Here is an 18,347-nt window from a genome sequence, read left to right as displayed (position 1 = left end):
ATGTTGGAACATCTGAAAAATACCGATTTTGGGACTCCTGCCAGCCTGTCTGAAGAGCTGGTCACGCTGCAGATTGACGGACGGGAAGTCACTGTGCCCAAGGGCACGTCGCTGATGCGTGCCGCCGTGGATGGCGGCATCAAAGTGCCCAAGCTCTGCGCCACGGATTCGCTGGAGCCCTTTGGCTCCTGCCGCCTGTGTCTGGTGCAGATCGAGGGGCGCAAAGGCTATCCGGCTTCCTGCACCACGCCGGCCGAAGCCGGCATGAAGGTGAAAACGCAAAGCCCGCAACTGCAGGAGCTGCGCAAGGGCGTGATGGAGCTGTATATCTCCGACCATCCACTGGACTGCCTGACCTGTTCGTCCAATGGCGACTGCGAGCTGCAGGACATGGCGGGCGTGGTGGGCCTGCGCGAGGTGCGCTATGGCATGGACGGTGACAATCACTTCAAGGGCGAAGCCAAGGCGGAGGTTGATACTTCCAACCCCTATTTCAATTACGACCCCAGCAAATGCATTGTCTGCAACCGCTGCGTGCGCGCTTGCGAAGAGACGCAGGGTACGTTTGCGCTGACGATCACGGGGCGCGGCTTTGAATCACGCATTACGGCAGGACAGGGCGATGGCTTTATGGCCAGCGACTGCGTGAGCTGCGGTGCCTGCGTGCAGGCCTGCCCCACAGCCACGCTGCAGGAAAAGACCGTGGTGGAACTGGGGCAGAGCGAGCACAGCGAGATCACTACCTGTGCCTATTGCGGCGTGGGCTGCGGCTTCAAAGCCGAGATGAAGGGCGAGCAGGTCGTGCGCATGGTGCCGTGGAAGGATGGCAAGGCCAATGAAGGCCATGCCTGCGTCAAGGGACGCTTTGCCTGGGGCTATGCCACGCACAAGGACCGCATCACAAAGCCCATGATTCGCGCCAAGATCAGCGACCCTTGGCGTGAAGTGAGCTGGGAAGAGGCCATTGGCCATGCGGCCAGCGAGTTCCGCCGCATACAGGCAAAGCACGGCAAGGATTCGATTGGCGGCATCACCTCATCGCGCTGCACCAATGAAGAAACCTATCTGGTGCAAAAGCTGATCCGTGCGGCCTTTGGCAACAACAACGTTGACACCTGTGCACGTGTCTGCCACTCGCCCACGGGCTATGGGCTGGGTCAGACATATGGCACATCGGCGGGCACGCAGACCTTCAAGTCCGTGGATCAGTCCGATGTGATCATGGTCATTGGCGCCAACCCTACGGCGGCCCATCCGGTTTTTGGTTCGCGCATGAAAAAGCGCCTGCGCGCAGGTGCCAAACTCATCGTGATCGACCCACGCGAGATTGAACTGGTCAGCTCGCCCCACATCAAGGCCGACTATCACCTGCAGCTCAGGCCCGGAACCAATGTGGCCATGATTACCGCGCTGGCCCATGTGATCGTGTCCGAGGGACTGTTGGCTGATTCATACATTGGCGAGCGTTGCGATGCCAAGTCATTCGTGCAGTGGAAAGAGTTTGTGGCCAGACCCGAAAACTCCCCAGAAGCCACGGCAGAAATTACCGGCGTCGCCCCCGATCTGGTGCGTGGTGCAGCCCGCCTGTATGCGCTGGGCGCACACGATCATCCAGCAGGTAAGCCAGTTAATGCCGCCATCTATTACGGCCTGGGTGTGACCGAGCATGCACAGGGCTCGACAATGGTCATGGGCATTGCCAATCTGGCCATGGCCACCGGCAATGTGGGGCGTGAAGGTGTGGGCGTGAACCCGCTGCGCGGCCAGAACAATGTGCAGGGCTCTTGCGATATGGGCAGCTTTCCGCATGAGCTGCCCGGCTACCGCCATATCTCGGATAGCACGACGCGCGCCGAGTTTGAAGCAGCATGGGGTGTGCAGTTGAACCCTGAGCCCGGTCTGCGCATACCCAATATGTTTGAAGCGGCACTGGGTGGCAGCTTTCTGGGTCTGTACTGCGAGGGCGAAGACATTGTTCAGTCCGACCCCAACACCCAGCATGTGACGGCCGCGCTGGCTGCCATGGAATGCGTGGTGGTGCAGGACATCTTCTTGAACGAAACCGCCAAGTACGCCCATGTGTTTTTGCCCGGCTCGTCCTTCATGGAAAAAGACGGCACCTTTACCAATGCCGAGCGCCGCATTTCGCGCGTGACCCAACTCATGCAGCCGCTGGCCGGCTATGCCGACTGGGAAGTGACGCAGCTGCTATCGAATGCGCTGGGCTACCCCATGAACTACGGTCACCCCCAAGAAATCATGGCCGAGATTGCCGCACTCACGCCCACGTTTGCAGGCGTGAGCTATGAAAAGATCGAGCGACTGGGCAGTGTGCAATGGCCGTGCAACGAGGCCACCGAAGAGGCCGGTACGGACATCATGCACAAGGATCAATTTGTGCGTGGCAAGGGCCGCTTCATCATCACCCAGTATGTGGCGACGGAAGAGAAGGTCACTCAGCGCTTTCCGCTGCTGCTGACCACTGGGCGCATCCTTTCGCAGTACAACGTGGGGGCGCAGACGCGGCGCACGGCCAACAGCCAGTGGCATAGCGAAGACAGGTTGGAGATTCATCCGCATGATGCCGAAGATCGCGGTGTGCGTGACGGCGATTGGGTGGGTATCGAAAGCCGTGCCGGTCATACGGTGCTGCGCGCCACGGTGACCGAGCGCATTCAGCCCGGCGTGGTCTACACCACCTTCCACTTCCCCGAATCGGGTGCCAACGTGATTACCACCGACAGCTCTGACTGGGCCACCAACTGCCCCGAATACAAGGTGACGGCGGTGCAGGTTCTGCCTGTGGCTCAGCCATCGAGCTGGCAGCGTGGCTATGCGCAGTTCAATGATGAGCAACTAAGCCATTTGGCGGCCGCTCAGGTCGAGGCAGGAGCGCTGTAATGGATGTGAGCAACCTGATCCGCATGGCGAACCGTATTGGCGAATTTTTTGTCTCCATCCCTGATCGTGAGGAGGCGCTTGAGGGCATTGCACTGCATATCCAGAAGTTCTGGGACCCGCGCATGCGGCTGCGTCTTCTGGATGCGCTGAGCGATGAGCAGCAGGCGCAGCAGTTGTTGCCCTTGGTCCGAGAGTCCTTGCAGCTGCACGACCAGCAACTCCGGCCAAAACCTTAGTCACGCGGGTGCCTGCCCGGGCAGATCGCTGCAGGTATATTGCCCGCTATCTCCCTTTCAAAGCCGCTGACTGGCTCTGCCCAGTGCTGCGGCTTTTGTGTTCTTACGTTCTCGCATGACTTCCAAAACTCCCGCTAACGCCCAGATGGGCTCGCACTTACGTCTGCTGGGCATGGCTTTGCTCTGGGGGGCTTCATGGCCTGCGGGGCGCATTCTGGCGCTCAATATGTCGCCGCTGGCGGCGTCCGGTTTGCGCTTTGTGCTGGCCGCGAGTTTGCTGCTGCCATGGCTTTACTGGTCGGGTGGTTTTCCGGCGATCAAAAAATGGCCACTCAAGACCTGGCTGGGCATGTTTGCCGCTGGTGCTACCGGCGTCTTTGGCTACGCCGCATTTTTCCTGAGCGGGTTGCAGCATCTGCCTGCGGGCAAGGCGGCGCTGGTGATTACGCTTAACCCTGTGGTGACCTTGCTGCTGGCCGTGTGGCTGTTCAAGGAGCGGATCAACGGTGTGATTGCCCTGGGTATGGCATTGGCTGCCTGCGGTGCGGTTATGGTGATTACGCATGGCAAGCCGCTGGAGCTGCTCAATGGCACGGTAGGCATTGGTGAGATGCTGATTCTGGGCTGCGTCGCCTGCTGGGTTTGCTACACGCTCATCGGGCGCGCCATGCTGGCAGGGGTGGATGCACTGGCTGCCACCACGGTTACCGCCATCTTTGGTGCCGTTCTGCTGCTGGCCACCAGTCTGTTGGTTGAAGGGCCGCAGGCTCTGGTCTCAGCCTTTCATGCCAGCAATCAGGCGTGGGTGGCCATGATCTTCATGGCCTATGGCTCCACCGCCATTGCTTACGCCTGGTACTTTGCGGGCGTCAAAACACTGGGGGCGGGAGCCGCATCGGGCTACATCACACTGGTGCCGGTGATTGGCGTGATGCTGTCAGCCCTGTTGCTGGGTGAGAGCGTGGATGGCTCCATGCTGCTGGGCGGTGCCATGGCGATTGCAGGCACGGCCGTGATGAACTGGGGGCGCAGGCAGGTGGTTGCTTAGAGATCGTAAACACGCTCTTAGTGCTATAGGTTCGCGTCATGTGAGTCTGAGGGCTGGGCGGCCGGTGCAGACCTTCAGCCCTGAAAATCCCACCGCAGCGGGCTGGTGTTTTGATACATTGGGCCCATGAAACATGCACTAGGTATCGCTGGGGCTGTCATTGCAGCCGCAACCATGGTCAGCGGCTGCGCTCAGTCGGTCTCCATCAATATGGGGAGCCCTGCAGCAGCTCAATGCAGCAAGTTTGGCGGCAAGTTACGCATAGAAAAGACTCCGGAAGTCGATCGCAGTATCTGCGTATTGCCGGACGGCTCGACCTTTGAAGAGAGCGTGCAGCGCCACAAGACGTCAGCCAGCCAATGAGCGTTGAAGGGCTGTAATTCACAAGCTTTTTGAAAGTTCCAGTGCGGTTGGGCTGGGAAATGAGTCAGTTCTCTTGCTTACACATTGAATACCAGTAAGTATTTGAATAAATTAGACTTATTGCTATGAAAAAGATACTTGGAGTTTCTGTCTTCGCGCTATTCCTGTCAGGGTGCTATGCGCACCATGGTCATGGGCATCGCCCTCATGGCGGTTATTACGGCGGCGGGTATTACGGGCAAGGCCATGGTCATCAGCACGGTCACAAGCACCAGGGTCATCGGCCCGGAGGGCATGGTGGTCATAAGGACCATGGTGGGCGGGGGCACGGCAGACGCTGAGACCGGCTCTCAGCCAGCAGCCTTTCCCATCAGTCAAAACAAACAAGCCACCTCATCGGGTGGCTTGTTTGTTTGGGGCTCAGTGGCTGGCTTGGAGATGAATAAAGCGGGGCGTTTCAGACCCTAGCCTTTTGTTTATGCATTCTTCGATGCCGCTTGATGTTCTGCCAGCTTGGTTTCCAGCCCGCTGATCTGAATTTTGAGCTGGCGCATGCTGCTTTGCATGGTCACGCCCAGCAGGCGGCGCATGGCTTCAAAAAACAGCGCCATGAAGAGCACGCTGGGCAGTACGCCCCAGCGCAGCCAGCCCGAAGCATGATTGACCCACGAGACTGCGCAGACCACCACGGCCATGGCGATGGCAAAGTAGTTCCACTTTCTGGAGCTTTGCATCTTCTTGGCGTACTTTTCAGCGGTGGCTTCGAGCTGCTGCTCTGTGATTTTGAGCTTGGCGATAGATGCCTGAATTTCTTCAAGGCTGGTGGGCTGGTCTGAGGGCATGAGGCAGAAACGAAGAATGAGAGGTCACGCAAGCGCTGAGCTTTTGTGATTGAAAATTGATAGCTTTAAGCGTTTGGTGCGTAAGCGCTATAGCCATTTTTTACTTAAATATTGATTGAGCTGCGCAGCGCATCAAACTCTGCGCTCCACTGCTGGCGCAGCGCTCGTTTTTCGCCGTCATCAATCCACGCCGCATCAATGCCGTTAAGCATGAATCCTTTGAGATCTGCGATGGAAAAGCCAAATTCGCTGACCATCTTGGTCCACGCGCCCGTGGGGTCGATATGGTGCAGCGTGGGGTCGTCGGTGTTGGGATGGACGCGAAGGCCCAAGGCGGGCATCTGGCGGATGGGGTGGTCCAGTGCCCAGCGCTCTGGCGCAAGTGTGCGCAGGTAGTAGGAATTGCTGGGAACGACGGTGAACACAATGCCCAGATCGGCACAGCGCTGGGCCAGCTCGGGGTTGTCGATGACGGTGTAGCCGTGGTCCACGCGGTCTACCTTGAGCAGCTCCACAGCGGTTTGCAGATTGTTCCAGGGCAGACCAAACTCGCTGGCATGGGCCGTGGTCTTGAGTCCGTTTTTGCGGGCCAGTGCATAGGCCTCCAGAAACAGCTCGGGCGGGCGTTCGTTTTCGCGGTAATCGATGCCGATGCCGGGCACGTCATCGTGGCGGTTCTCCAGCATCCATTGCACCATCTGCACAGCGGCTTCGGGCGGGGCTTCGCGGTCAATCGATGGAACCAGTCGTCCACGGATGCCGCAGTCTTTTTGTGCTGCCGCAGCGCCTGCAAGAATTGCTTGCTGGGCTGTGGCGTAGCTCATGCCAGAGCATTCAACGGTGCCCGTGGGGTTCCAGAAAAATTCGGCGTAGCGCACGTTGTGTGCGGCGGCATCTTGCAGGTATTCGTAGGTAATGCGCTCCAGATCGGCGGGCGTCTGCAGCAGCCACTGGTCAAGGGCGCGCAGCACACGCAGCACGCCCACGGGCTTTTCGCCCCGGGTGTAGAAGGCTTCGATCTCTTCCAGCGTCAGCGGTGCTTTGGAGCGCTGTGTCAGCTCGATAAACGTGTTTTTTCGAACGGTGCCCAGCAGGTGGCAGTGCAGCTCCATCTTGGGGATGGCATGGGCAAAGGCGGTCAGTTCAGGGGTAGGGGCAGTCGGCGCGGCATTCATGGCGCCGATGGTAGTGATTTGCCATCATCCCTGCGCTCAAGTGGTTTGCACGGGTCTTGTCTGGGCGCTTTTGTTGTGCCTTTGGCAGCTGCGCTATTGTTCTGACCATGCAAGCATCATCTGTCTGGATTCTGGGGCTGCGCAACCTCTGGCGCGATTTGCGTGCGGGAGAGTTGCGCCTGATTATTGTGGCTGTGCTGCTGGCGGTGGCAGCATTGACTTCGGTGGGTTTTTTTGCGGATCGTCTGCAGGCCGGCTTGCAGCGCGATGCACGCCAGTTGCTGGGCGGCGATGTGGTGGTGGTCAGCGACAACCCCACGCCTGCGGCTTTTGTCGATCAGGCGCAGCAGCAGGGTTTGCAGACGGTGGCCACGGCCAGCTTTCCGACTATGGCTCGCGCTGATCAGGCCCAGGGCGGTGCTAGCCGCCTGGTGGCGCTGAAAAGCGTAGAGCCCGGCTATCCGCTGCGCGGCGTGATTCAGCTCAATCAAGGCGCTGGCCAGCCTGTGCAGGAAGTGAGGGCGATTCCTGAGAGCGGTAACGTCTGGGTCGATGCGCCGCTGCTGGAGGCGCTAGGTTTGAAACTTGGCGATGCGCTGCTGCTGGGGGATTCCAGCTTTCACATCTCTCACATCATCGTGGTTGAGCCAGACCGCGGCGCAGGCTTTATGAGCTTTGCGCCGCGCGTGATGATTAATAGCGCTGATCTGCCCGCGACAAGACTGGTACAGCCTGCAAGCCGCATTACTTATCGCCTGGCGGTCGCTGGAGCCAGCGATGCGGGGCGCAGCGGTGAGCAAGCCGCGCAGCGCTACCTGACCTGGGCGCAGGAGCAGGCCAAGACCGAACATGGCGTGCGTATTGAGTCGCTGGAAAGTGGCCGCCCCGAGATGCGGCAGACGCTGGATCGGGCCGAGAAATTTCTGAGCCTGGTGGCGCTGCTGTCTGCATTGCTGTCTGCCGTGGCCGTGGCGCTGGCTGCGCGTGCGTTTGCCAACAGTCATCTCGATGCATCGGCCATGCTGCGCGTGCTGGGCCAGAGCCAGCGGCGCATTGCATGGGCCTATGTGGTGGAGTTTGTCTGTATCGGTCTGGCCTCCAGCCTGGCAGGCGTGTTGCTGGGCTGGGGCGTGCACCATGTCTTTGTCTGGTTGCTTGCCGGGCTGGTGGATGCGGCCTTGCCCGCCGCCAGCATCTGGCCGGCCTTGCTGGGCATGGGCATGGGTTTGACCTTGCTACTGGCCTTTGGGTTACCGCCTGTGCTGCAACTGGCACAGGTGCCGCCGCTGCGCGTAATGCGTCGTGATCTGGGGGCGCTCAAGCCTGCTTCATGGCTGGTGCTGGCTGTCGGTGTGGCAGGCTTTGCGGCTTTGCTGCTGGCGGCCAGTCGCGACATTAAGCTGGGGCTGATTGCGGTGGGCGGCTTTGCGGCTGCTGCGCTGCTGTTTGCGGGGCTGGCCTGGCTTGCGGTCAAACTGCTGCGCCGCGTGGTCAATGAAGCCACGGCACCGCGCTGGATGGTGATGGCTACGCGCCAAATATCAGCCAAGCCGGTGTATGCGGTGGTGCAGGTCAGCTCGCTGGCCGTGGGCTTGCTGGCGCTGGTGTTGCTGGTGTTGCTGCGCACTGACTTGATCGCCAGCTGGCGCAAGGCCACGCCGGTCAATGCGCCCGATCGTTTTGTCATCAATGTGCAACCCGATCAGGCACAGGACTTTCAGGCCGCGCTCAAAAAAGCGGGCGTGCAAAGCTATGACTGGTACCCCATGATTCGCGGCCGCCTGATTGCCATCAATGGCAAGGAAGTGCGCCCCGATGACTACGCCGAAGACCGAGCCAAGCGGATGGTGGACAGAGAGTTCAATATCTCCGCCGCTGAAGCCATGCCCGAGCACAACCAGATTACAGGCGGCCGCTGGACTGCGGGCGAGCAGGGCGCCATCAGCATGGAAGAAGGCATTGCCAAGACGCTGGGCCTGAAGCTGGGCGACACGCTGCGCTTTGATGTGGGCGGCGAAGAAAACGAGGCCCGCATTACCAGTCTGCGCAAGGTGGACTGGAGTTCTATGCGCGCGAACTTCTTTGTCATCTACCCGGTGCAGCATCTGGACAACGTGGCCGTCACCTATCTGGCCGCCTACCGTGCGCCTGCGGTGCAGGGCTTTGACAATGCGCTGGTCAATCAGTTTCCCAACATCACCAATGTGGATCTGAGCAGCACGCTGGCGCAGGTGCAGAAGGTGATGGATCAGGTCATCCGCGCGGTGGAGTTTTTGTTTGGCTTCACCTTGGTGGCCGGGTTGGTGGTGCTGTTTGCATCTGTCACCGGCACGCGTGAGGAGCGGGCGCGTGAATACGCCATCATGCGCGCCGTAGGCGCAAGGTCTGGGCTGCTGCAGCAGGTGCAAAGTGCAGAGCTGGCGGGTGTGGGGCTGATGGCCGGTTTTCTGGCCAGCTGCGTGGCGCTGGCTGTGGGCTGGGCGCTGGCACGCTGGGTATTTGACTTTGAATGGAGCGTGCTGTGGTGGGTGCCGCTGGTGGGGGCGGTGGCCGGAGCGGTGCTGGCCTGGCTGGCCGGCTGGTGGGCACTGCGCGAGGTGGTGAACCGCCCGGTGATGCAGACGCTGCGGCAGGCTCAAGAATGAGTGCTATCAAAATTGATGGCTGCTTGCGCTTGTACTGATTGGGCTTGATGCCTTTTGAATCGATAAATTGCCTTGCGTCAGCGCAGGTGAAACCGCGCCAAGGACAATTGAGTCATTACGCCGCAACCGACTCACACCATGCAGATTGAAGAAAAGCCACCGTTTGATACGCCCTATGAATGGATGGGTGGAGAAGAAAAAGTCCAGCAACTGGCTGCCCGCTTTTATGACCTGATGGACCTGGAGCCGGGCTACAAGGAACTGCGCGCGGCGCATGGCAGCACGCTGGACGATGCACGCCAAAAATTGTTCTGGTTTCTCAGCGGCTGGCTGGGCGGCCCCGACTATTACCAGGAGCGCTTTGGTCACCCGCGTCTGCGCATGCGCCATATGCCGTTTTCCATCGGTATTCAGGAGCGCGACCAGTGGGTGGCCTGCATGGATCAGGCCATGGGCGAAACCGGTGTACCTGAAGCCCTGCGCACCCGCCTTAAAGCCAGCTTCATGAATACCGCCGACTGGATGCGCAACCGCGGCGCCTAGTTTTTTGCCGCTTGTTTCAAAACGTCAAATTACCTTCATGACGCTGTAAAAAGAGCTGCCGACACTGCTTGCACTTCAACAAGCAGGGTCAACCATGCAGGATTTCGATTTGTCTGGCGCAAAGCTGTGCGCAGACGGTTTCTTTTCGACATTGAGGCATCGTCGCCATGTGCTGACGGCCGTGGGCTGTGCCGCATTGCTGGCCGCCTGTGGCGGCAGCGATGACAGCAGCGCGCCCGTCGCCTCCCAGCCCGCGACCGCCATGCTGGCCGTGCTGGAGACCACGGATCTGCACTTCAATGTGCGCAGCTATGACTATTTCAAGCTGGCCGAAGACAAGAGCTATGGCTTTGAGCGCACAGCTACGCTGATTCGTCAGGCGCGCAAGGAGTTCGCCAATACGCTGCTGGTGGACAACGGCGACACCATCCAGGGCACGGCCTTGGCCGATTACGAAGCCGAGATCAAGCCCATCGCCTGCACACAGCAGCTTTCCATGTACAAGGCCATGGGCGCGCTGAGCTTTGACGCGGGCACGCTGGGCAATCATGAGTTCAACTACGGCCTGCCTTTCCTGAATCAGGTGCTGGGTGGTGGTTTGGATGTGGAAGGCGTGAACGCCAGCCAGAAATGTGTGGGCAATGGCTATCCGGCTGTGCTGGCCAATGTTTACAGCAGCAAGACTAAAAAGCCGCTGGTTCAGCCCTATGCCGTGCTGGAGCGCACCATGGTGGCCAAAGGCAGCGACGGCAAGGAAGTCAAGCTGCCCATCAAGATTGGCGTGATCGGTTTCACCACGCCGGGCATCATGAACTGGGACAAGCGCTATCTGGAAGGCAAGGTCTACACCGAGGGCGCGGTGGAAGCGGCCAGCAAATATGTGCCCGAGCTGCGTGCCAAGGGTGCGGATGTGGTGGTGGCTCTGCTGCATGGCGGGTTGGATGGATCGGCCTATGCAGCCTCCATGGAAAACCCGGGTCTCTACCTGTCCAAGGTGGCTGGCATTGATGCCATGGTCATGGGTCACCAGCACAGCGTCTTCCCCGATCTATCGGCCAAGTCTGCTTTCAGCCAGAGCGGCGTGGATAACAAGGCCGGCACCATCAACGGCGTGCCTGCTGTCATGGCTAATTCCTGGGGCAAGGCGCTGGGCGTGATTCAGCTGCCGCTGCAGTGGGATGGCAAGAAATGGAGTGTGGCAAAGGCCGGTAGCAAGAGCGAGCTGCGCAATATCCAGAACAAGGATGCGGCAGGCAGCGCAGTGGTTGTCGATGCTGACCCTGCGATCGCACCGCTGATTGAAACCCAGCACCAAGCGGCCATCAGTTATGTGAAGACGCCGATTGGCAGCACGGACTTCCGCATGAGCACGCTGTTTGCCGATGTGGGTGACCCCGGTGCGATACAAATCGTCAACCAGGCGCAGCAGGCCTACGTGGGCAACTACATCAAGGCCAATCTGCCGCAATACGCCAGCCTGCCCGTGCTGTCGGTGAGCGCGCCGTTCAAATCGGGCTTTCAGGGTGGCAAGGACTTCACCGATGTGGCTGCTGGCCCGCTGGCTATTTACAACGCTGCCGACCTGTATCTCTATCCCAACACCGTGTATGCGGTAAAGGTCAATGGTGCGGACATCAAGAGCTGGCTGGAGGCGGCGGCCAAGCGCTTCAACCAGATTGATGTGAACAAGATGGCCGAGCAGCCGCTGATCAGCAGCTTCCCGGGCTACAACTTCGACATGTTCACCACGGCGGACATGCAGTATGAGATCGACGTAACCCAGCCCGTGGGCAGTCGTATCAAGAACCTGAACTATCTGGGCAAGCCCATCGATACAGCGCAGGAGTTTGTGATCGCCACCAACAACTACCGCGCCACCAGCGGTGCCAGCTTTATTCCCAAACTCGACGGTTCGTCCACTATCTGGGCCTCGCCTGATGCGAACCGCGATGTGGTGATTGAGTATGTGCGCAAGAATCCGCAGATCACCAGAGCGATCAACGGTGCGGCCAAGAGCTGGCGCTTTACCAAGGTGACGACGGCTGGCCCGGTGGTGTTCAACTCGGGTATCGGGGCGTTGAGCGTGGCCCAGGCAGCCGGTCTGAACGGGGTGACGGTGTTGATGGCCGATGATGGATCGGGCAAGGACACGAGCAAGTATCAACTCGACCTGTCCAAATAAATTTCGGACTTAACCCAGGCCGCCGTGGCAGCAATGACCACGGCGGCTTTTTTGATGTCTGGCTATGATGCGACAAATTATTCAGGGAGAAGAGGGTATGACGGCATATATCGCCTTGGCTGCAGTTGTGGTGATCGTTATCTGGGCGGTAGCCATCTATAACCGTCTGCGCACGCACAAAAATCAGGTGGAGAACGCCTTTGCGCAAATTGATGTGCAGCTCAAGCGTCGCCATGACCTGATCCCTAATCTGGTGGAAGTGGCGCGCGGCTATATGCAGCACGAGGCTCAGACGCTGGAGGCGGTGATTCGTGCACGCAGCACCGCCGTCAGCGCGGCAGACAAGGCGCGCCAGTCACCTGGGCAGGCGCAGGCCATGGGCGCGCTGATGGTGGCTGAACAAGCGCTGGGTGGCCAGATGGGGCGACTGATGGCGCTGGCCGAGGCCTATCCCACGCTCAAGGCGGATGCGCGCATGCAGCAGCTCAGCGAAGAGATCACCAGCACTGAAAACCGCATTGGCTTTGCGCGGCAGGCCTATAACGATCAGGTGCTGGATTTCAACAATGAAGCAGGTCAGTTCCCTGATCTGATCGTGGCGCGTCTGGCGGGTTTTGCGCATATGGAAATGCTGCAATCCACCCAGAACGAGCAAGAGCGCGCAGTCCCTCAAGTCAAGTTCTAAACCATGCGTTTCTGGGAGAGACAGCGCGAGGCACGGCGCAGCACGCGCTGGCTGCTGCTGGTGTTTGGGCTGTGTGTGCTGGCCGTGGTGGCATCGGTGCATCTCGGGCTGATGCTGGCCTGGTGGCTGGGAACTATGCTTTTTGGCGGCTGGGACTACCCCACGGGATTTGCCGCCGTGAATATCGGCGTGACCTTGCTGCTGGTGCTGGGCGGCAGCTGGATTGAGCTTGATCAGTTACGCCACGGCGGGCGCAAGCTGGCAGTACGCGTAGGGGCGAGAGAAGCCCGGCCCGGCGGATCGCTGGCCGAGCAGCAGTTGTGCAATATCGTCGATGAAATGTGCATTGCTGCGCACTGGCCTGCGCCGCAGGTCACGGTGCTGGCGCGGACCGAAGCCATCAATGCTTTTGCGGCTGGCTGGGATGCGGAGGACGCCATCATCGCTGTCACGCAAGGCGCGCTGGATCAGCTCAATCGCGAAGAAATGCAGGGGCTGGTGGCGCATGAGCTGTCTCATCTGCGCGAAGGCGATACGCGACTGAACATGCAGCTGGCCGGCATGGTTTATGGGCTGGAGCTGATTCACAACTTTGGCCAGAGCCTGCGTGAGCGCGACAGCATTTTTACGCAGTGGTTTGGCATGTTCATTCAGGCCTCGGGCTTTGTCGGCTGGCTGTGTGGCCAGTTGCTCAAGGCGGCGGTATCGCGCCAGCGTGAATATCTGGCCGATGCCCGTGCCGTGCAGTGGACGCGCAGCAAAGATGGCTTGGGTGGCGTGCTGCGCAAGGTGCTGACCCAGCGTGCGCTGGCGCAGCAGCAATACGGCAGCTGGCAGGCCGATGCGCGCAGCCACGTGGGGCTGGACCACCGCACCGTGCAACACATGCTGCTGACGGAGACCCCGCATGCCAGCCGCCTTGAAGACTGGCTGGAGTCACACCCCACCGTGCCTGAGCGCATACGCCGCATCTATGGGCGCGATATGCAGCCCCTGCCTTTGCCGTCTAACACCGTGCCTCAGGCACTTTAGTGGTCTTTTAAGACTGAGCCTTAATGTGGATAAGCGCAGGTAGCTATCAAAACAGAAGTTTTGACGGCTAAAAAAGCTTGCGCTTTCCCGGCTGCAGCAGCACGACCAGTGCACCTGCGCCGCCCTCTGCAGGGCGAGCTTGAACGAAGGCCAGTACTTCCTTCTTTTGCACCAGCCAGCTATGGACCTTGCCCTTGAGAACGGGCGTGCGACCCGGTGATCCAAGCCCTTTGCCATGCACGACACGCACGCAGCGCACGCCTGTGCGGTGCGAGAGTCGAATGAACTGGCCCAGCGCCTCGCGGGCTTCGTCAGAGCGCAGGCCGTGCAGATCCAGCTGGCGCTGAATGCTCCAGTGGCCGCCGCGTAGCTTGCGTGTCACATCAAGGCCGATGCCAGTGCGGCGAAAGCTCAGCTGGTCATCCACATCCAGCAAGGTGCTGACGTCAAACTCGTCACTCATGGCTTCGCGCAGCACGTTTTGTTCGTCAAGAACCAGTTGCAGCGGTAAGGGGGAGGGCGGAGGCTCCTGAAAGCTGACCTCGTTGCGTGCGCGCAGCGGTGTGACTTTGCCGATGCTGAGTGCGAACAGATTGCGCTCGCGTTCGCGCGCGGCGCGTGCTTCGGCCTGCGCGCGGGCCAGGGCTTCGGCTTGCTCACGGGCTAGCTTGAGGTGGCGCGACACGCCCGCCAGATCTTGCAAAGAGCGGTGGGCGTGGTTCATAACTGCCCCTCTTCGGCCATGGAGTGGGCCACGCCCGGGGCCACGATGATGTGATCAAGCACGTGGACATCGATCAGTGCCAATGCGGCTTTGAGCGTTGCGGTCAGTGATCGGTCGGCATGGCTGGGCTGCACGCTGCCACTGGGGTGGTTGTGAGCCAAGATGACCGCGCCGGCCTGATGGTGAAGGGCGCGCAGCACGACTTCACGAGGGTAAACGGAGGTTTGCGTCAAAGTACCGCGAAACATTTCTTCCAGAGCCAGCAGGCGGTTCTGACTATCTAAAAACAGCACGGCAAACACTTCATGGCGTTTGGCTGCAAGGTGCAGCTGCAGATAATGTTTGACGGCTTCGGGCGATGAAAACACTTCTCGCGCGCGCAACTGCTGCGCGGTGGCGCGGCGAGCCAGCTCCAGCACGGGCATCAGCTCGGCGCGCTTGGCGGGGCCAAGCCCCTTGACGCTGCTCAGCGCCTTGTAATCGGCGGCCAGCAGACCCGCCAGACCACCGGTGCCGGGAAGCTCCAGCAGCTCTTGTGCCATTTGCAGCACGGATTTTCCGGCCATGCCCGTGCGCAGGATGATGGCCAGCAGCTCGGCATCTGAGAGCGCAGCCGCACCCCGCTGAGCGAGCTTTTCGCGCGGCTGGGCGTCCAGTGGCAGGTCTTTGATGGGCATGGGTGTTGTGGCAGCTAGCGAAAAGCGAGGAATCTTAGGGGCGAGCCGGCAATCTCAACGCAGCAGCGAAGAGGTTATCGGTGCGCTCTTACAATGAAGCCCAGTTTATCGGGACTTTCATGACCACAAGCGCAACCCCCACCGTCGCTGCCGCGGACCTGCCCGTCGTGCAGGCAGGCTCATTTCTCACGCTGCATTACCGTCTGGCCGGCCCGGCGGGCGATGTGATCAACACCTTCAATGAAAAGCCAGCAACCCTGTCGCTGGGCGCGGGTGAGCTGTCTCCTGCCATGGAAGACAAGCTGATTGGCGTGGTTGAAGGCACGCACACCACTTTCGAGCTGGCTGCTGGCGAGGCTTTTGGCGAGCGCAATCCGGAAATGATGCAGTGGGTGGCACGCAAGCTCATGAATGAGCTGGGTGACCCCTATGAGAAGTACACCGCTGGCGATGTGGTGCAGTTCCCCACGCCTGATGGCCTGGGCAGTTACGCCGGTGCAGTGGTGCAGGTGCGCGAAGATGGCGCCGTGCTGTTTGACTTCAACCACCCGCTGGCTGGCCAGCCCGTGACGTTTGAAGTGAAGCTGATCGGGGTACTCTGAAGTGCTGGGCGGCAAAGAAGTTCTGCTGGCCGAGCCGCGCGGCTTTTGCGCCGGCGTGGACCGCGCTATCGAAATCGTCGAGCGTGCGCTGACCAAGTTCGGCGCGCCCATCTATGTGCGCCACGAGATCGTGCACAACACCTTTGTGGTCAACGACCTCAAGGCCAAGGGTGCTATCTTTATTGAAGAGCTGGACGACGTACCTGAAGGCGCTACGCTGATTTTTTCGGCTCACGGCGTCTCTAAGGCTGTCCAGCAAGAGGCAGTGCGCCGCGGCTTTTCCATCTTTGATGCGACTTGTCCGCTGGTCACCAAGGTGCACGTCGAAGTCGCCAAGCTGGCCAAGGAAGGCTACGAATTTCTGATGATTGGCCACAAGGGCCACCCGGAAGTCGAAGGCACCATGGGGCAGCTGTCCGAAGGCATTCATCTGGTTGAGGATGAAGCGGATGTTGCCAAGGTTGCGCCGCGCCAGACAGAAAAGCTGGCCGTGGTCACGCAGACCACCTTGTCGGTGGATGATGCAGCAGGCATCAAGGCTGCGATTCGCGCCCGCTTCCCTAGCGTGCGTGAACCCAAGCAGCAAGATATTTGCTACGCTACCCAAAACCGCCAGGACGCCGTGAAGATTCTCGCGCCCCAGGTGGATTTGGTCATCGTCGTCGGCAGTCCCACCAGCTCCAACAGCAACCGCTTGCGCGAACTAGCGGCCCGTCTGGGCACGCCCGCCTATATGGTGGACAACGCGGGCGAGCTCAAAGAAGAGTGGTTTACCGATACTGCTCGCGTGGGCTTGACTGCGGGTGCCTCGGCGCCAGAAGTGCTGGTCAATGACGTTATTGCCCGCATCAAGCAACTGGGTGCCGTGGCCGTGCGCAAGATGGACGGTATTGAAGAAACCGTCAAATTCCCTCTGCCCAAGGGCCTGAAAATCGACGAGGCCACAGGCCTTGAGATCGAAGTGCGCAAGGCACCGGAGACCGGACGCTAAGCCTTCAGCACACTGATTGCTTTTTATTTCATAGCGCCTTGCGCTGGCTATCTGAAGGTTTGAGGTGATATTCATCCAGAACTCTATGAATAGCTAGCGCAAGGCGCTTTGCTTTTAATAGCGAACCTTCGCAAGCCCCTGAGCGCAAGCCGGAGGCGGCCAGTCGCTCTAAAATCTCAATCTATGCTCGACATTCAACTTCTCCGCAAAGATCTGGACTCGGTCGTCGCCCGACTGCAGACCCGCAAGAACCCCCAAGCCTTCCTGAACGTGGAAGCCTTCAAGGCACTGGAATCCGAACGCAAGTCCATCCAGACGCGCACGGAGGAGCTGCAGTCCAAGCGCAACCAGCTCTCCAAGCAGATCGGCATGCTGATGGGCAAGGGTGAAAAAGACGCTGCTGAAGCCGCCAAGGCCGAAGTTGCCGCCATGAAGAGCGAGCTGGAGCAATCCGCTACGCGCCTCGATCAAATCCAGACCGAGCTGCAAGCCATGCTGGTGGCTGTGCCCAACCTGCCGCATGAATCCGTGCCGGTGGGCGCAGACGAAGAAGGCAATGTGGAAGTGCGCCGCTTTGGCACGCCCAGTACCTTTGACTTCGAAATCAAGGACCACGTGGACCTGGGCGCACCCATCGGTCTGGACTTTGAAGCCGGTATCAAGCTGACAGGCTCGCGCTTCACCGTCATGCAAGGCCAGATCGCCCGCCTGCACCGCGCGCTGGCCCAGTTCATGCTGGACCTGCAGACCGAGGAGCACGGCTACACCGAATGCTACGTGCCCTATATCGTCAACAGCGATTCGCTCAAAGGCACAGGCCAGCTGCCCAAGTTTGAAGGCGACCTGTTCGCTGCCAACAAGGGTGGTCAAGACGCCGAACCAGTGCCTGACACTGCAGCGCTGTACCTGATCCCCACAGCCGAAGTGCCGCTGACCAATCTGGTGCGCGATGAAGTGCTGGCTGAAGATCGCCTGCCCATCAAGCTCACAGCGCACAGCCCCTGCTTCCGCTCCGAAGCCGGCTCCGGCGGCCGCGACACGCGCGGCCTGATCCGCCAGCACCAGTTCGACAAGGTCGAGATGGTGCAAATCGTTCATCCCGAAAAGAGCTACGAAGCGCTGGAAGAAATGACCGGCCACGCTGAGGCCGTGCTGCAAAAGCTGGGCCTTCCTTACCGTGTGATGAGCCTGTGCACCGGCGACATGGGCTTTGGCGCGGCCAAGACCTATGACCTGGAAGTCTGGGTGCCTGCGCAGGGCACCTACCGTGAAATCAGCTCGGTCTCCAACTGCGAAGCCTTCCAGTCCCGCCGTATGCAAGCCCGCTTCAAGAACGCACAAGGCAAGAACGAACTGGTTCACACCTTGAACGGTTCCGGCCTGGCCGTGGGCCGCACACTGGTTGCTGTTCTGGAGAATTATCAGAACGCAGATGGCTCGATTTCTGTGCCTGAAGCACTGATTTCGTACATGAGCGGAAAAACTTTGCTGAAGGCCTGATTTTTCAGGTTAGAATAGATGCTTCGACACAGGAGAGGTGGCAGAGTGGTCGAATGTACCTGACTCGAAATCAGGCGTACGTGCAAACGTACCGTGGGTTCGAATCCCACCCTCTCCGCCAAATGCGGCTGTAGCTCAGCTGGATAGAGTACTTGGCTACGAACCAAGGGGTCGTGGGTTCGATTCCTGCCAGCCGCACCA

The 18,347-nt window shown here is 59.9% G+C and carries 17 protein-coding genes and 2 tRNA genes; 15 read left to right on the top strand and 4 right to left on the bottom strand.

Annotation, left to right across the window (positions count from 1 at the left end; all coding sequences use genetic code 11):
• The 5 genes from fdhF to RSF91_RS11260 all read left to right on the top strand — a co-directional run bounded on the left by fdhF (position 1) and on the right by RSF91_RS11260 (position 5,016).
• The gene (fdhF, locus tag RSF91_RS11280) at positions 1–2,901 is read left to right on the top strand and encodes a formate dehydrogenase subunit alpha (RefSeq protein WP_332568509.1); all 2,901 of its coding nucleotides are present in this window, start codon (positions 1–3) and stop codon (positions 2,899–2,901) included.
• Positions 2,901–3,137 (top strand): formate dehydrogenase subunit delta, encoded by a 237-nt coding sequence (locus RSF91_RS11275; protein ID WP_332568508.1) that lies wholly within the window; start codon positions 2,901–2,903, stop codon positions 3,135–3,137. Before fdhF ends, RSF91_RS11275 begins: the two co-directional genes overlap by 1 nt.
• 115 nt (positions 3,138–3,252) lie before the next feature.
• Complete coding sequence (locus tag RSF91_RS11270) at positions 3,253–4,185, top strand: DMT family transporter (RefSeq protein ID WP_332568507.1); 933 nt, start codon at positions 3,253–3,255, stop codon at positions 4,183–4,185.
• A gap of 126 nt (positions 4,186–4,311) precedes the next feature.
• On the top strand, positions 4,312–4,548 hold the full coding sequence (locus tag RSF91_RS11265; RefSeq protein WP_332568506.1) for a DUF333 domain-containing protein: 237 nt from the start codon (positions 4,312–4,314) through the stop codon (positions 4,546–4,548).
• Positions 4,549–4,686: 138 nt separating this feature from the next.
• Positions 4,687–5,016, top strand: a complete 330-nt coding sequence (locus tag RSF91_RS11260; protein WP_332568505.1) for a hypothetical protein — start codon at positions 4,687–4,689, stop codon at positions 5,014–5,016.
• 8 nt (positions 5,017–5,024) lie between these two features.
• On the opposite strand, the gene RSF91_RS11255 is transcribed toward RSF91_RS11260, so the two are convergent.
• Together RSF91_RS11255 and RSF91_RS11250 are read right to left on the bottom strand one after the other, a co-directional pair.
• Positions 5,025–5,390, bottom strand: a complete 366-nt coding sequence (locus RSF91_RS11255; protein WP_332568504.1) for a hypothetical protein — start codon at positions 5,388–5,390, stop codon at positions 5,025–5,027.
• 104 nt (positions 5,391–5,494) lie between these two features.
• A complete protein-coding gene (locus tag RSF91_RS11250; protein ID WP_332568503.1) occupies positions 5,495–6,565 on the bottom strand; it encodes an adenosine deaminase family protein in 1,071 nt (356 codons plus the stop codon).
• A gap of 107 nt (positions 6,566–6,672) precedes the next feature.
• Here RSF91_RS11250 and RSF91_RS11245 point away from each other — a divergent pair, with 107 nt between their 5' ends.
• The 5 genes from RSF91_RS11245 to RSF91_RS11225 all read left to right on the top strand — a co-directional run bounded on the left by RSF91_RS11245 (position 6,673) and on the right by RSF91_RS11225 (position 13,652).
• Entirely contained in the window at positions 6,673–9,210 is a 2,538-nt protein-coding gene (locus RSF91_RS11245) for an ABC transporter permease (RefSeq protein ID WP_332568502.1), read from the top strand.
• A 138-nt stretch (positions 9,211–9,348) separates the two neighbouring features.
• Complete coding sequence (locus RSF91_RS11240) at positions 9,349–9,753, top strand: group II truncated hemoglobin (RefSeq protein ID WP_332568501.1); 405 nt, start codon at positions 9,349–9,351, stop codon at positions 9,751–9,753.
• Between the two features lie 94 nt (positions 9,754–9,847).
• On the top strand, positions 9,848–11,935 hold the full coding sequence (locus RSF91_RS11235; protein WP_332568500.1) for a bifunctional 2',3'-cyclic-nucleotide 2'-phosphodiesterase/3'-nucleotidase: 2,088 nt from the start codon (positions 9,848–9,850) through the stop codon (positions 11,933–11,935).
• 97 nt (positions 11,936–12,032) lie between these two features.
• Positions 12,033–12,620: a LemA family protein gene (locus RSF91_RS11230; protein ID WP_332568499.1), complete on the top strand. Its 588-nt coding sequence runs from the start codon at positions 12,033–12,035 to the stop codon at positions 12,618–12,620.
• A 3-nt stretch (positions 12,621–12,623) separates the two neighbouring features.
• Positions 12,624–13,652 (top strand): M48 family metalloprotease, encoded by a 1,029-nt coding sequence (locus RSF91_RS11225; protein ID WP_332568498.1) that lies wholly within the window; start codon positions 12,624–12,626, stop codon positions 13,650–13,652.
• Positions 13,653–13,719: 67 nt separating this feature from the next.
• Here RSF91_RS11225 and RSF91_RS11220 read toward each other — a convergent pair whose 3' ends face one another.
• Both RSF91_RS11220 and radC read right to left on the bottom strand, forming a co-directional pair.
• Complete coding sequence (locus tag RSF91_RS11220; protein WP_332568497.1) at positions 13,720–14,376, bottom strand: Smr/MutS family protein; 657 nt, start codon at positions 14,374–14,376, stop codon at positions 13,720–13,722.
• Positions 14,373–15,053 (bottom strand): RadC family protein, encoded by a 681-nt coding sequence (gene radC, locus RSF91_RS11215; protein WP_332568496.1) that lies wholly within the window; start codon positions 15,051–15,053, stop codon positions 14,373–14,375. The genes RSF91_RS11220 and radC overlap by 4 nt, the downstream gene beginning before the upstream one ends.
• Before the next feature lie 119 nt (positions 15,054–15,172).
• On the opposite strand from radC, the gene RSF91_RS11210 reads away from it, so the two are divergent.
• From RSF91_RS11210 to RSF91_RS11190, 5 genes are all read left to right on the top strand, one after another.
• Positions 15,173–15,655, top strand: a complete 483-nt coding sequence (locus tag RSF91_RS11210) for an FKBP-type peptidyl-prolyl cis-trans isomerase (protein ID WP_099735906.1) — start codon at positions 15,173–15,175, stop codon at positions 15,653–15,655.
• Between the two features lies 1 nt (position 15,656).
• Positions 15,657–16,646, top strand: a complete 990-nt coding sequence (gene ispH / locus RSF91_RS11205) for a 4-hydroxy-3-methylbut-2-enyl diphosphate reductase (RefSeq protein ID WP_332568495.1) — start codon at positions 15,657–15,659, stop codon at positions 16,644–16,646.
• Between the two features lie 183 nt (positions 16,647–16,829).
• A complete protein-coding gene (serS, locus tag RSF91_RS11200; protein ID WP_332568494.1) occupies positions 16,830–18,146 on the top strand; it encodes a serine--tRNA ligase in 1,317 nt (438 codons plus the stop codon).
• Positions 18,147–18,177: 31 nt separating this feature from the next.
• Positions 18,178–18,267 (top strand) — tRNA-Ser (locus tag RSF91_RS11195).
• A gap of 3 nt (positions 18,268–18,270) precedes the next feature.
• Positions 18,271–18,347, top strand: a tRNA-Arg gene (locus tag RSF91_RS11190).

It is taken from the genome of Comamonas sp. (genome assembly GCF_036643215.1).
Lineage (GTDB): Bacteria > Pseudomonadota > Gammaproteobacteria > Burkholderiales > Burkholderiaceae_C > Comamonas.
This window is presented reverse-complemented; position numbering and strand designations above follow the sequence as displayed.

Excerpts from the sequence above, each read along its gene's own strand:
- serS (WP_332568494.1), top strand. The coding sequence starts at position 16,830 with ATGCTCGACATTCAACTTCTCCGCAAAGATCTGGACTCGGTCGTCGCC.
- RSF91_RS11210 (WP_099735906.1), top strand. The coding sequence starts at position 15,173 with ATGACCACAAGCGCAACCCCCACCGTCGCTGCCGCGGACCTGCCCGTC.
- RSF91_RS11240 (WP_332568501.1), top strand. The coding sequence starts at position 9,349 with ATGCAGATTGAAGAAAAGCCACCGTTTGATACGCCCTATGAATGGATG.
- RSF91_RS11250 (WP_332568503.1), bottom strand. The coding sequence starts at position 6,565 with ATGAATGCCGCGCCGACTGCCCCTACCCCTGAACTGACCGCCTTTGCC.
- radC (WP_332568496.1), bottom strand. The coding sequence starts at position 15,053 with ATGCCCATCAAAGACCTGCCACTGGACGCCCAGCCGCGCGAAAAGCTC.
- fdhF (WP_332568509.1), top strand. The coding sequence starts at position 1 with ATGTTGGAACATCTGAAAAATACCGATTTTGGGACTCCTGCCAGCCTG.
- RSF91_RS11225 (WP_332568498.1), top strand. The coding sequence starts at position 12,624 with ATGCGTTTCTGGGAGAGACAGCGCGAGGCACGGCGCAGCACGCGCTGG.
- RSF91_RS11220 (WP_332568497.1), bottom strand. The coding sequence starts at position 14,376 with ATGAACCACGCCCACCGCTCTTTGCAAGATCTGGCGGGCGTGTCGCGC.
- RSF91_RS11245 (WP_332568502.1), top strand. The coding sequence starts at position 6,673 with ATGCAAGCATCATCTGTCTGGATTCTGGGGCTGCGCAACCTCTGGCGC.
- RSF91_RS11270 (WP_332568507.1), top strand. The coding sequence starts at position 3,253 with ATGACTTCCAAAACTCCCGCTAACGCCCAGATGGGCTCGCACTTACGT.
- RSF91_RS11235 (WP_332568500.1), top strand. The coding sequence starts at position 9,848 with ATGCAGGATTTCGATTTGTCTGGCGCAAAGCTGTGCGCAGACGGTTTC.
- RSF91_RS11265 (WP_332568506.1), top strand. The coding sequence starts at position 4,312 with ATGAAACATGCACTAGGTATCGCTGGGGCTGTCATTGCAGCCGCAACC.
- RSF91_RS11255 (WP_332568504.1), bottom strand. The coding sequence starts at position 5,390 with ATGCCCTCAGACCAGCCCACCAGCCTTGAAGAAATTCAGGCATCTATC.
- RSF91_RS11275 (WP_332568508.1), top strand. The coding sequence starts at position 2,901 with ATGGATGTGAGCAACCTGATCCGCATGGCGAACCGTATTGGCGAATTT.
- RSF91_RS11230 (WP_332568499.1), top strand. The coding sequence starts at position 12,033 with ATGACGGCATATATCGCCTTGGCTGCAGTTGTGGTGATCGTTATCTGG.